The sequence below is a fragment of the Teredinibacter sp. KSP-S5-2 genome, assembly GCF_032773895.1.
In the GTDB taxonomy this organism is placed as follows: Bacteria; Pseudomonadota; Gammaproteobacteria; order Pseudomonadales; family Cellvibrionaceae.
On sequence record NZ_CP120416.1, the window covers coordinates 2,493,459 to 2,505,810 of the forward strand.

Annotated in this window: 13 protein-coding genes; 5 read left to right on the top strand and 8 right to left on the bottom strand. The window is 44.8% G+C overall.

What is annotated here, in order from left to right:
* The first annotated feature begins 172 nt into the window (after positions 1-172).
* Together P5V12_RS10815 and P5V12_RS10820 are read left to right on the top strand one after the other, a co-directional pair.
* Positions 173-1,213: a hypothetical protein gene (locus tag P5V12_RS10815; RefSeq protein WP_316957370.1), complete on the top strand. Its 1,041-nt coding sequence runs from the start codon at positions 173-175 to the stop codon at positions 1,211-1,213.
* Between the two features lie 43 nt (positions 1,214-1,256).
* Positions 1,257-1,673 carry a hypothetical protein gene (locus P5V12_RS10820; RefSeq protein ID WP_316957371.1) on the top strand — a complete coding sequence of 139 codons (417 nt, stop codon included), beginning with the start codon at positions 1,257-1,259 and terminating at the stop codon, positions 1,671-1,673.
* Positions 1,674-1,806: 133 nt separating this feature from the next.
* On the opposite strand, the gene P5V12_RS10825 is transcribed toward P5V12_RS10820, so the two are convergent.
* The 8 genes from P5V12_RS10825 to dnaX all read right to left on the bottom strand — a co-directional run bounded on the left by P5V12_RS10825 (position 1,807) and on the right by dnaX (position 9,314).
* Complete coding sequence (locus P5V12_RS10825) at positions 1,807-3,672, bottom strand: serine hydrolase (protein ID WP_316957372.1); 1,866 nt, start codon at positions 3,670-3,672, stop codon at positions 1,807-1,809.
* 175 nt (positions 3,673-3,847) lie between these two features.
* Positions 3,848-4,339 carry a hypothetical protein gene (locus P5V12_RS10830; protein WP_316957373.1) on the bottom strand — a complete coding sequence of 164 codons (492 nt, stop codon included), beginning with the start codon at positions 4,337-4,339 and terminating at the stop codon, positions 3,848-3,850.
* Between the two features lie 99 nt (positions 4,340-4,438).
* A complete protein-coding gene (locus P5V12_RS10835; RefSeq protein WP_316957418.1) occupies positions 4,439-4,837 on the bottom strand; it encodes a YcgN family cysteine cluster protein in 399 nt (132 codons plus the stop codon).
* 46 nt (positions 4,838-4,883) lie between these two features.
* A complete protein-coding gene (locus P5V12_RS10840; protein WP_316957374.1) occupies positions 4,884-5,159 on the bottom strand; it encodes a YcgL domain-containing protein in 276 nt (91 codons plus the stop codon).
* The gene (gene rnd / locus P5V12_RS10845; protein ID WP_316957375.1) at positions 5,156-6,310 is read right to left on the bottom strand and encodes a ribonuclease D; all 1,155 of its coding nucleotides are present in this window, start codon (positions 6,308-6,310) and stop codon (positions 5,156-5,158) included. Before rnd ends, P5V12_RS10840 begins: the two co-directional genes overlap by 4 nt.
* 10 nt (positions 6,311-6,320) lie before the next feature.
* Positions 6,321-6,914, bottom strand: coding sequence for a recombination mediator RecR (recR, locus tag P5V12_RS10850; RefSeq protein ID WP_316957376.1), 594 nt, complete (start codon positions 6,912-6,914; stop codon positions 6,321-6,323).
* Between the two features lie 12 nt (positions 6,915-6,926).
* On the bottom strand, positions 6,927-7,247 hold the full coding sequence (locus P5V12_RS10855; RefSeq protein WP_316957377.1) for a YbaB/EbfC family nucleoid-associated protein: 321 nt from the start codon (positions 7,245-7,247) through the stop codon (positions 6,927-6,929).
* Positions 7,248-7,337: 90 nt separating this feature from the next.
* Positions 7,338-9,314 carry a DNA polymerase III subunit gamma/tau gene (dnaX, locus tag P5V12_RS10860; protein ID WP_316957378.1) on the bottom strand — a complete coding sequence of 659 codons (1,977 nt, stop codon included), beginning with the start codon at positions 9,312-9,314 and terminating at the stop codon, positions 7,338-7,340.
* Between the two features lie 72 nt (positions 9,315-9,386).
* Here dnaX and P5V12_RS10865 point away from each other — a divergent pair, with 72 nt between their 5' ends.
* The 3 genes from P5V12_RS10865 (at position 9,387) to P5V12_RS10875 (ending at position 12,222) form a co-directional block, all read left to right on the top strand.
* A complete protein-coding gene (locus P5V12_RS10865) occupies positions 9,387-10,373 on the top strand; it encodes a Gfo/Idh/MocA family oxidoreductase (protein WP_316957379.1) in 987 nt (328 codons plus the stop codon).
* Between the two features lie 140 nt (positions 10,374-10,513).
* Positions 10,514-11,464: an ABC transporter ATP-binding protein gene (locus P5V12_RS10870; RefSeq protein WP_316957380.1), complete on the top strand. Its 951-nt coding sequence runs from the start codon at positions 10,514-10,516 to the stop codon at positions 11,462-11,464.
* On the top strand, positions 11,461-12,222 hold the full coding sequence (locus P5V12_RS10875; protein WP_316957381.1) for an ABC transporter permease: 762 nt from the start codon (positions 11,461-11,463) through the stop codon (positions 12,220-12,222). The genes P5V12_RS10870 and P5V12_RS10875 overlap by 4 nt, the downstream gene beginning before the upstream one ends.
* Positions 12,223-12,352 lie beyond the last annotated feature (130 nt).

Genomic DNA, 12,352 nt, shown 5'->3' on the forward strand with positions numbered 1-12,352 from the left:
TCCGAATAAGAAACTTCATTTAACGCGACAAAATCATTCGTTTCAAAAAATATAGCTGAAATAAGAGTAGGTTAATTTGAAAAGCAAGAATTTGACTTCTACCCTACTTTAAAACATTTGTTCAATACCGCGAACAACCAAACAAGAAGAAAGATAAAAAACAGAAAACGATATGAAAAGAAACCTGATTTTCTTTGCCGGAACACTCTTATTGTTCTCTTTTATATTATTTTACTTAAGAAGCAATGAGACCAACAAAACCGCAGATGTTATTAAGCCTTCGCCCCCCGATCAATCCAGCGCATTCACCCCGGACACGACCAAAAGCCAAGAGAACAAAGAAAGTTTGTCATCCATTAAAACAAACATCAAAAAAGATGATTTAAATGAAGATGTACAAGAAGTTAGCCTTGAAAGCATTGGCAAGCTACTAGGCAATGAAAAACTAACCGACTCAAACAAGGAAAGACTTCACAACAGTATCTACGAATTATTTGCCTCAAAGCATTATTCTCGTGAAGAAATTTTTTCTTATTTTGAACAAATAATTACCAACCAACTTCATAACCCTGAAAAGATAGCAGCGATTTTGGAGCTTCTTACACCCTACAAACCTGCCGAGCTAAATGAACTGGCCTTATCTTTTTTAGACTCCTATTCAAATGAAATCCTGCTTAGATCTGCATCCAATATGTTGATCAGCACCTATTCAGACTGGCAAATCAATGATCATTCGCTATCTGAATTCTCTCAGGATCAACGCATCTACTCGCCCGCGTCTGTACTTTTTGAAATCAACTCTGCTCTTTCTTCTTTCTCTGACTCAGCGGAGTCTCAACAGGCATTAAAAAGAGCTCATCGACTCCTGGCAGATATGGATACAACTGAAGAGATACTCTCCAAGGATTTTTCAGATGCTAAAGACTTCTTAACCGCAAATACGGTTTCCATGGAGTTTTTTGAGACCTTTCTCTCCAGGCCAAAGGATCAAGCAAGAATGCTTACTCTGATGGAAAAGACGCTCCCACAACTGAGCCAGCCTATCCAACATCAGCTATTGATTCGGCTGAATGAAATCCGCATTTATGAGTCATCAACATTAACGAACGAAACCAACGAAAAAATCAATCAAATTCTACTTTCTCTGGAATACAGGTACGAACAGGATGTTTTAGAAAAGCAAGCACTCATCGCACATAAGCATTCACGATGAATAATTTACAACTTACAAAAATTACCTTAATTAAGGACATGTTATGAGATCTACAATTAATTTAGCCATAGCAATAGTCGTTGGCTTTTTTGCCAGTAACGCTTTAGCTTTGTGTTATTCGATTCCTATCGGGGTCAACAGTATTGGCGCAAACTTCGAAGTATATAGCGATAGCTGTCCAAGCGTAGGCGGCACTTGGAAAGAAGTGTGTGTGGCCAATGAAGGTTCCTCTTACTATCTTTACTGTAAAACCACTTACGGTACTAATATTCAGAACCTGCGTTTACCCAACCCATATGGCCGCTATACCTATCGAGCTCAATATCGCAAAAGTGACGGATCAACCGGTGTAATTATGTACGGGTCTGTTCAAGGATATTTGTACTACAGCGGCGGCGGTAGCAGTTCAAGTAGCAGCAGCGGCGGCGCAGAATGCCCACCAGATATGCCTTGTAATTAACAGTAAGCCTTTAAAACAAACTCCCGGTTTTTCCGGGAGTTTGTTTATAGCTATAGGGGGTTACTTTCAGCATTTACTGTAATCATGCTAGCTTGATATAAAATCTTAAATAAAATACATTCTATATCACCGCTTACATTGCAACAGAATTGATAATGCTTGTAAGCAATTGAATAATGGCTTCATCAGCATGTAAATCCGATAATAATTCGTCGTCAGTCCAATAATTTGATGTCATAGCAACAACTAATTGCAGGTCAGGAATCACGTGAATATCTTGCCCTCCTGCGCCTCTTGCCGAGTATACATGCATTCCGTTTATTTCGGTCGTCCACCACCATGCGCCATAACCAAGCTTGATTTGACCTTCAGGTGTTATGGTAGATAAATCGATAATAGTTTGCGTGGTGGCTTGAACCCATTCTTCGGCAATAACCTGATTACCGTTATAGCGACCACTGTTCAGATATAACTGCCCAAAAAACGCCATATCTCTGGGAAGCATCCACATATCCCAACCACCTACTCGACAACCAGTTGCATCCCTGTTCCAGATTTTAATATCGATATCCAACAAATTGAACAAGGTGTTATTCGCGTAAGCGAGTGTATCGCCCCCACTTACCTGCTCCAGTATGCATGACGCAATATGGGTTAACCCTGAGCTGTAATTAAATGCCTCGCCCGGTGCGGAGATAAGAGGCTGTTCCAGTACCGCTTTGAGCATATTGCCCGTTGCACTCACCTCATTGTCAATTGGACCATTTTCTTCCCAGGCTAAACCGGCAGTCATAGTTAAAAGATGCATGATATTGATGTCATTTTTTAACGACGATTCTTCAATTAATTCAGGGAAGATACTTGAAACAGGCTGTTCGACATCCTCCAGATAACCATCCCTCAAAGCATTACCAATTAATGCAGAGAGTATACTTTTGGATGCGGACTTCAAATTATGATGTATATGCGCCTTATGGCCGTGGTAGTACTCTTCCTCAACAAGTTTTCCATTGCGCACAATGAGTAAACTGTTTAAAAGTGGCAGATCCTCCGCATACTCCATTGCAAGATCAAGCTTAGCTTCATCAACCCCCTGCGTTTTTGCTTCAGCGGTGCTCCATTTATGGCCTGTTGGGTTATCTATTGAAAAATAATCAGGATGCCATTTACCAAATACCGGTATCCATTCCCAGCTTTTTTCCCCAAGACTGAGTTCAGCACCGATCCATTGGTCAATGAACAAGCGTTTTCTGTACACAGTATGTGTATCTTGGTTGTATAGGCCAAAAAAATCGACCCCCATACCTAACCAGTCCGACGCAAATGGCATTGCGCCTTTGGCCTCTGGAAAATCGACCGAAAAACTGGATACTACAGGTTCTGTTTGGTTAGACATTGCTAAATACCAAACGGCATTTTCCGAATCATAAACCGCTAAGGTGTCTATGCCGTCCATGTTAAAGTCACCGGCAACAGGGAAAAGACTGACATCCTGATCAGAGTTCATCGCATCCAGATTGGCTTTTGGACCAAAGCTAACACTCAGTAGCTCACTTTCGTTATGCCCAGACTGCAATACAAAGCGCCCTTGTTCCGGGTAGTACAAGCCAACGGAATCAACACCATCGCCATCCCAATCACCTGCTACTGGTAAAGCTAACTCTGTACCAAATTCAAAACGCGTAACACTACCGTCGTATTCTTTTATTTCTACTTGGTGAGATACCGGGTCATATAACGCAGGTGAATCCCAACCATCCCCGTTAAAATCACCCGCAAAAGGCAAGTTTACAGCCAGGGGCATTGTTGCTCCCTGGCCAAACTGAAAGTCGTGGGTTTGATCACCGGATTGAATGAATAGATGACTATGATTTACCGAAAACAAACCATAGCTTTGCGGCTCAACTTTTTCGTCTCCGTCACACCCGGAAAGTCCAAACACCAACGCTAAAAGAAAGACAGGCATCCCAATTCTGACAATTCCCGAACCTGTGCTCATATAAAATTCCTCATAAATAGGTATGAGGATAAGACTAGGGATTTAAGAGAGAATAGTATTTAGATGCTCTGTCTCAGATTGTTTTGACGATAATGCTCAATGTACTCGGTTCCTGCTCGACTGTTACCAGTATGTTACCTAATGCTTGAGTTTGTTTTGCTCAGGGAACTCAGCTCTACTTTCCCTGTCTGGACAGAATGTCTTGCGCAATTAACAGACGAGCATATTCTTTAAGCTTTTTACTGGGCTTTTTATTGAGCGGATTAATGATCATCGCTATGACATTGGCAACCAGGATAATGGGTGTAATAAGGATTCCAAACGGGATGCCCCACCAACCCAAAAAGAAAGAAGCAAAGAAATCTTTTAGCTGACGTTTTCTTGCACATGACCTGCAAGACAATTGCGGCTTTTCTTTCCAGCTCGTAAGCAGAACAATGGAATAGATAAAATACGACTTGAAGATTTCCAACCCGCTATCTTTCCCACATTGTGGGCAGTCTGCCTGTCGAATTTCTGCCGAGAAACGGTCAACTTCGCCATCGGGGATGGCATCGGACATGCGCCCTATCTCATCAGCTTCAAAGCATTTTTCGTTACAGTATTTTCTGTTACCGGATTTCTTTCCACCAAAGAGTATCGTGCTACCACAATTTGCACAGGCCATTTTCACCTCCATGACACAACGCGTAAATTCAATTCCGTTTAGCCCAATAAGATATGTCTTATTCCAGGCTATGTATTTTTATACTCAGCAAGGAGCACGCTACTCAACCCAATGAATAATATGCTCTTCCATTTCTGAGGCATGGACATTTTCCTCAGAGAACACTTTATGGCAAACAGAGATTCCCTGTTCATGTATGGCTTGCTTGCCGGCAATAAGTGGGTGCCAGGGAAACAGCGGTTTTTCTTCCGCCAGAAGCCGGTATGCACAGGTTGCTGGCAACCAGTGAAATTCAGCAATGTCTTCAACGGTTAATACCAAACAGTCTGGAACGTATTGTTTTCTGTTTGCGTAATTCGAACATTGGCATGAATCAATATCTAACAACTTGCAGGCAACATCCGTATAAAAAACTTCGCCTGTGTCTTCGTCTTCCAACTTGTGCAGGCAACACTTACCACAGCCATCACAAAGGGCTTCCCACTCTTCTCTTGACATTTCACTTAAGGCTTTCTTCTGCCAGAAATCGGGTTCTAACACGGCGCTAGTACATCTTACTGTTGGGAATCTGCTGCATGTAGGATTCCGGCGCTGGCGGAAGTTGTAGATAGTAGCCATGATCTTGGAGAGACTGTAATACTTTCTCTGCACTTACCTGAGCAAGTTTTCGTTCTGCGGTGAGTTTTATCACCATTGAGAACTCTGCAGTGCCAAACTGAGTCATTAACGCTTCGGGTAGACTATCCAGAGTGGTCCCTTTTTCAATATACAGGTACATCCCTTCTTTTTTCTTACTGCGGTATATTTCGACTAATTTCATTCGGATTCGCTGGTCATAGTATTTAGTTTATGAATCAATTGATCGGCAATCACCTGCCTTCTCCAATCAGAAAACCCTTCGGGAAGGCGATATTTTTTTTCTTCTGGACTGGAGCTATTAAGGATGAATTCGTAATCTTTTTTTCGCACCAAAAGCTCGGGTGCCACATTAAGTTCCAACGCCCTGTTTTCCACTTCTTCTTTCATGGAATGCAGCAACACTTTATTGTCACCGGATAATGGTCTGGGCAAACACGGCGGTAGTAACGCTTCATCCAACTCTCTGGCTTTGTTGGCAATATCCACCAATGTCTGTCCATCGATTTTAATCGTTCGCTCGTTCAGTCCATTAAGTTTTCTCAACTGACTGATATGCTTGGGCAAGGATTGCGCAATATCGAACAAGGTGTGTTCTTTTACCACACGATTACGGGGAATATTTCGACGCTTGGCCACATTTTCCCGCCAGGCACACAGGTGCATTAATGTAAACAGTTGTCGCTGGTTTAGCTTCCAGGCGCTTTTAACACGTTGATAACTGTTTTCGGGTTCTGAATTTGCCTGCACCAATTGAGGAATGGCATTGCTCTCTTCAATAACCCACGATAGGCGTTCTAATTTGGTTAGCTCCTGAACCAGACAATGAGCCAATAAATATAAATGCTCTACATCCATTGCGGCATATTGCACTTGAGATTGGCTTAAGGGGCGTTGTAACCAGTCAGAGCGGGTTTCTTCTTTTGGCAACTCTTCATTCAAAACCAGTTTGACCAAATTGCCGTAACCAACAGAAAAACCGTAACCACAAAACGCCGCCGCCAATTGAGTATCGAATAGACTCTCTGGGTATACCCCCATCAAATGGGAAATCACTTCCAGATCTTCCGAGCAGGAATGCAGTGCTTTAACAGTATCAGCATCCGTTAATATGTCGGCGAATGGTTTAAAGTTGGATATTTTTAGCGGGTCGATTAATACGTTTACATAACCGTCATTCACCTGTATTAACCCGGCTTTGGGGTAATAGGTTTGGCTACGCATAAATTCCGTATCAATGGCCAGAAGTTTTTTGCCTTGCCAGGAAAGACAACATTCTTCCAGTTGATCGTCTGTATCAACCCACTCTATCGGCTGATTTACCAAATTGGTCATTTAACTTCTCTTATAATTCTCGCCGACTATTTATTGCGTGGGCCAGTGTTCCACCATCAATGTATTCCAGCTCACCGCCAACAGGTACACCGTGGGCAATTCGGGTTACTTTGATATTGCGAGTTTTTGCCCGCTCGGAAATATAGTGACTGGTGGCCTCCCCCTCGACTGTGGGGTTGGTGGCAATAATAATTTCTTCTATGTGTTCAGAATCCATGCGCGCTTCAAGCACATCAATGCCGATATCTTTTGGACCAATACCATCAATAGGAGACAAATGCCCAAGTAAGACAAAATACTGCCCGGAGAAAGTCGCCGATTGTTCAATAGCTAATACATCGGCCGGAGTTTCCACTACGCAAAGTAAGCCATTGTCTCGTTTGGGGTTGCGGCACAAGCCGCAGATTTCTTCTTCCGTCAAAGTACGACATTTTTTGCAACGCGTCACCGATTCCACTGCCGCAGCCAACGCTTTGGATAATTGCTCTGCACCGGGACGATCTCTTTCCAATAAATGCAACGCCATTCTCTGTGCTGATTTTGGGCCAACACCGGGCAGACGTTTGAGGGATAGAATTAATTGATCAATTAAGGGACTAAACAAAAAACTTCTCTCTTAGAACGGCATTTTAAAACCGGGAGGCATTTGAAAGCCGCCCGTTAAGGCTGCCATTTTTTCTTTATTGCTTTCTTCTACGCGACGTACAGCATCGTTTACCGCCGCAGCCAGAAGATCTTCGAGCATTTCTTTATCTTCTTCTAACAGGCTTTTATCGATGTTCACGGCTTTTACGTCATGACGTCCGGTCATGGTTACTCTCACCAAGCCAGCACCGGCTTGCCCTTCCACTTCCAGGTTGGCCAGCTCTTCCTGCATTTTTGCCATTTTTTCCTGCACTTGCTGTGCCTGTTTCATAATATCGCCGAGGCCTTGCATCTTATTTCTCTCTCTTCAATCTAACCGAAGTCTGCTGACTCACAATAATTCAATACCATACTTGAAAAGTATCGGAGCTAACCAGCACGACTAAAACGTTATGGTTTCTTCATTTAACTTTGCCCCAAATTCCCGCTGTAACGCTTGAACGACTGGGTCATTTTTTAAATCGGTTAAGGCTTGCGCCCGTTTTTCTGCGCGAATTCGCTCGGCATAACTGGCCGGTGTCTCCACACCTTCTGGCAAAGCACCCAATTCAATATGCACTTTTACCGGATGGGAAAAATAATCCGTCAGTAAATCCGCAAGCCGTTTGCTATGGGAATCGTCAAATAAACTGCCCTTGGCATCATCCAGAATAAAGTAAAGCTGGTTGTCCTGTTTGCCCACTAACGCGCAGTTGGCCACGGAACTTTGCAGAATGCCTTTGATATCCAGATGATCGTAGACTTGAACCCAGTAGCCTTCGTCAAATTGCTCCAGGCTAACCTTTTCAATGGACTGTTTAACCGGCTCAGGGGGCGCAACCGTTTGCTGAACCGGTTTAGGCGCGGAAGCCGTAATGCCCTCTTTCCCAACTATGTCTTTGACCTGCTGTTTAAGCTGCGCACGAATATCTTGCGTATTGTTTGGGCTCGGAGGTGGAACCGCAACACGGGGTTCAACAACCTCAGGCACAGGCTGTGGTATTTCTACGGGCTGCGGTGCTTCATCAACCGGTGGCACAGCCGATGGCGGCGCATTCTGCTCTGGCTCTGGAATAATGTGTGGCGTAGGTTGCTCTGGTACTGGCTCAGAAACAGCAGGTTGTGGAACAGGTTCTGGTCTAGAGTTCTGAGCCGCTAAGGGCTTTTTTTCGCTGGCAACATCCTCATGATGCACGTCACTCACCGCTGCAGGTGCGTTCTGCTGTGGCTGAGGATTTTCTGTAGCCTGTATCGGTTGCGTTTGTGGTAATGACTGAGTTGGAACATCCGCAACGCCCTGAGGCTTAAATGCCAGCATACGCAAGAGCGTCATTTCAAATCCGCCACGGGGGTCTGGCGACAAAGGTAAGTCGCGGCGCCCCAATAAACCGGTTTGATAGAAAAGCTGTACGTCTTCCGGTGCCAGACGACTGGCGAATTCCAGAATCTGAGCCCGGTCTCCATATGAATTGTCCAAGGCTTCGGGCAAAGCTTGAGCAATAGCGATGCGATGCAACATGGTGAGCAAGTCACCCAGGGCGGCCTGGAAGTCTGGCGAGTGCTCGGCAAAGTCTGCCACCGCACTGAGCATTTTTTTACCGTCACTATTAATTAAGGCTTCGATCAACTGCTGAACAAGTACCCGGTCAATGGTGCCCAACATCGCTGCCACTTCCTGCTCGACCAACTTGCCGCTGCCGTAGGAAATTGCCTGATCGGTCAGACTCAACGCATCCCGCATACTGCCATCGGCTGAGCGCGCAAGCGCCCACAGGCCTGATTCTTCAAATGGTACTAACTCCTTGTCGAGAATAAACTTCAACCGTTCAACAATGCGCTCGGGGCTCATGTTTTTCAGGTTAAATTGCAAACAACGGGACAGAATCGTAACGGGGAGTTTTTGTGGATCGGTAGTAGCCAAAAGGAATTTCACATGCTCGGGTGGCTCTTCCAATGTCTTCAGCAAGGCATTGAAACTGTGATTAGAGAGCATGTGCACTTCGTCGATCAGGTAGATTTTGTAGCGACCACGAGTCGGCGCATATTGCACGTTATCCAGCAGTTCCCGTGTGTCTTCCACTTTGGTTCGGGACGCAGCATCCACTTCGATCAGGTCAACAAACCGCCCTTCAGCGATTTCGGTACAAGCACTGCACTGGCCGCAGGGCTCGGAACTGACGCCGGTTTCGCAGTTGAGACACTTGGCCAGAATTCTGGCGATGGTGGTTTTCCCGACCCCCCGTGTCCCGGTAAACAGGTAAGCGTGGTGCAGACGGTTGTTATCCAGGGCATTGATTAGCGCTTTCAGCACATGCTCCTGGCCCACCATCTCTCGAAACAGCTGAGGACGCCACTTGCGCGCCAACACTTGATAACTCATAGAGGCCTTAATCACATAAACTTTATCGTAAGTGGGCGATTATACCCACTTCACAAAAAGATTGGGGGTTGTATGCAAGACTTAGCAAATCTATCGGAAATTCGCTGGGGAATTATCGGTTGTGGCGCAGTAACGGAAGTAAAAAGCGGCCCGGCATATCAGAAGGTCAAAGGGTTTCAGCTAAAAGCCGTGATGCGTCGCTCTCTGGCGCTTGCTCAGGACTATGCCCAGCGACATCAGGTAGAAAAAGTCTACGACGATGCCGATGCTTTGATCAACGATTCCGATATCGATGCGGTATACATTGCTACGCCCCCTGACAGCCACAAAGACTACGCGCTAAAAGTCGCCCAAGCCGGTAAGCCCTGCTGCGTGGAAAAGCCCATGGCCCTCGACTATCAACAATGCCAGGAAATGATCGATGCCTTCGAGCGGGCTAACCTCCCCCTGTTTGTTGCCTATTACCGTCGCTCGCTGCCACGCTTTAATCAGGTAAAAGAATGGTTGGATAATGGTGAGATTGGCGTGGTTCGACATGTTCACTGGACATTAACCGATCAACCCAACGACTGGGACACGCAGCAAAAAGAGAATTGGCGAACCAACCCGGCCATTGCCGGCGGCGGGTATTTTGTTGATCTGGCCAGCCACGGCATTAATTTATTTGAATATCTTCTAGGCGATATTCTCCATGCACAAGGCATTACCGCCAACCAACAGGGTTTGTATGAGGCGGAGGATAGCGTTAGTGCTTGCTGGCAGCATCCGTCTGGTGTAACCGGTTCCGGTTATTGGAACTTTGCCAGTTTTGAACGCCTGGATAATGTAGAAATTATGGGCAGCAAAGGAAAAATTTTATTTTCTGTGTTTGCTGAAAACCCGATCAAGCTTATTACCCCTAAGCGAGTGCTGTCATTGGTTATCGACAACCCGGAAAATATCCAGTTTTATCATGTGGAGAATATGCGAAAGCATTTACGGCATGAAAGCACTCATCCTTCTGAGGCAAAAAGTGCAGCACACACCAATTGGGTAATGGACAAAATACTCAAAGGCTGAAATTAACGGTTTACTCATCAAGCCGATGGGTAAACAATCCGTGGCTGACACGATGCTGACAGAATCTGGCAGTAGCCTCACGGTAAGATAAAGCAAAAACACCGATAACCATTTCAATTGAGAAAAAGGAGTATCTGTTCGTGCCCCCCATTATTTCCATCAAAGGATTATCGAAAACCTACGATTCAGGTTTTCAAGCACTAAAAGACATTCACCTGGATATTCGCAAGGGCGAAATTTTCGCACTACTCGGCCCAAATGGTGCCGGAAAAACCACACTAATAAGCATTATCTGCGGCATGACCAATGCCAGCCAAGGTCAGGTAATTGCCGATGGTTACGATATTAATAAAGACTATCGTATTGCTAGAAAAAAAATCGGTTTGGTTCCACAAGAGTTGTCGGTGCAAATGTTTGAAACGGTGTGGACAACACTTAAATTCAGCCGGGGGTTGTTTGGTAAGCCCGCTGACGATGCCTGGCTGGAGCAAGTATTACGAGACCTTTCCTTGTGGGATAAAAAAGACAGCAAGATTATGGCCCTCTCCGGCGGTATGAAACGGCGAGTCTTAATTGCCAAAGCGCTCGCTCATGAACCGGAGATTCTGTTTCTCGATGAACCCACCGCCGGTGTGGATGTTGAATTGCGACGAGATATGTGGAATCTGGTTCGCGGATTGAAGAAAAAAAATGTCACGATTATTCTCACCACACACTACATCGAAGAAGCGGAAGAAATGGCAGATCGTGTTGGTGTTATCAATAAAGGGGAAATTATTCTGGTTGAAGAAAAAAATGCGTTAATGAAAAAAATGGGAAAAAAACAATTGGCGGTTGAACTGCTTCAATCTCTTGATGTTATTCCCCCATCATTAGCGGCATTTCAACTTGAGCTGAGTGAATGCGGAAAAAACCTGACTTACATCTACGACACGCACCAGGAACACACCAATATCAGTCGACTGTTAAAACAATTGGATGAATTAAAGCTGGAGATAAAAGACTTAAATACCAAAGAAAATTCGCTGGAAGATATTTTTGTCGACCTCGTCGGCTACAAAAACCAAGCACCACAGGGAGTAGCACAATGAATTTCTATGCCATAAAAGCCATTTATGTATACGAACTGGCGAGAACCTGGCGCACGATTTTGCAGAGCATTGCTTCGCCAGTGCTTTCCACTTCGCTGTACTTTATTGTGTTTGGTTCTGCCATAGGATCACGAATGGTGGAGATTGACGGCATTCACTACGGTGCATTTATTGTACCGGGTTTGGTTATGCTGTCTCTGTTAAGTGAAAGCGTATCCAACGCAGCTTTTGGCATTCATATGCCGAAATTTACTGGAACGATTTATGAAATACTGTCTGCACCGATTTCCGCTCTGGAAACGGTCATTGGTTTTGTAGGTGCGGCTGCCACTAAGTCGATTATTCTAGGCAGCATTATTCTGCTCACTGCCCGTATATTTGTCGATTATTCCATTGAGCACCCATTCTGGATGCTGGCCTTCCTCGTGTTAACCTCAGTGACCTTCAGCATGCTTGGCTTCATCATCGGTATTTGGGCGGACGGATTCGAAAAGCTGCAAATTGTTCCCATGATGATTATCACTCCCCTGACCTTTCTTGGCGGCAGTTTTTATTCTATTAAAATGCTGCCCGAGTTTTGGCAAACGGTGACGTTATTTAACCCCGTGGTGTATCTTGTGAGCGGCTTCCGTTGGAGTTTTTATGGCTCATCGGATGTGAATGTTGAAATCAGTCTCGCCATGATCGCGCTCTTTTTAGCAATCTGTTTTCTTGCAGTTTGGTGGATTTTCAAAACCGGCTATAAATTACGGCCTTAGTCAGTTATCAGTATGCTCAAATAAACTTTCGGCAGCGTATAAAAATGCTGTCGAAAAATAACACTTTAGCTTGCAATGCAAACCGCACAGCTAAATAGCGAACGAAAACAAAAATAATTTGAGCGAGATA

What these genes read in the sequence shown, in the direction of transcription:
- P5V12_RS10815 (WP_316957370.1), top strand. Translation starts at nt 173, where the DNA reads ATGAAAAGAAACCTGATTTTCTTTGCCGGAACACTCTTATTGTTCTCT.
- P5V12_RS10835 (WP_316957418.1), bottom strand. Translation starts at nt 4,837, where the DNA reads ATGTCAAGAGAAGAGTGGGAAGCCCTTTGTGATGGCTGTGGTAAGTGT.
- P5V12_RS10875 (WP_316957381.1), top strand. Translation starts at nt 11,461, where the DNA reads ATGAATTTCTATGCCATAAAAGCCATTTATGTATACGAACTGGCGAGA.
- P5V12_RS10840 (WP_316957374.1), bottom strand. Translation starts at nt 5,159, where the DNA reads ATGAAATTAGTCGAAATATACCGCAGTAAGAAAAAAGAAGGGATGTAC.
- P5V12_RS10855 (WP_316957377.1), bottom strand. Translation starts at nt 7,247, where the DNA reads ATGCAAGGCCTCGGCGATATTATGAAACAGGCACAGCAAGTGCAGGAA.
- dnaX (WP_316957378.1), bottom strand. Translation starts at nt 9,314, where the DNA reads ATGAGTTATCAAGTGTTGGCGCGCAAGTGGCGTCCTCAGCTGTTTCGA.
- rnd (WP_316957375.1), bottom strand. Translation starts at nt 6,310, where the DNA reads ATGACCAATTTGGTAAATCAGCCGATAGAGTGGGTTGATACAGACGAT.
- P5V12_RS10865 (WP_316957379.1), top strand. Translation starts at nt 9,387, where the DNA reads ATGCAAGACTTAGCAAATCTATCGGAAATTCGCTGGGGAATTATCGGT.
- P5V12_RS10820 (WP_316957371.1), top strand. Translation starts at nt 1,257, where the DNA reads ATGAGATCTACAATTAATTTAGCCATAGCAATAGTCGTTGGCTTTTTT.
- P5V12_RS10825 (WP_316957372.1), bottom strand. Translation starts at nt 3,672, where the DNA reads ATGAGCACAGGTTCGGGAATTGTCAGAATTGGGATGCCTGTCTTTCTT.
- P5V12_RS10830 (WP_316957373.1), bottom strand. Translation starts at nt 4,339, where the DNA reads ATGGCCTGTGCAAATTGTGGTAGCACGATACTCTTTGGTGGAAAGAAA.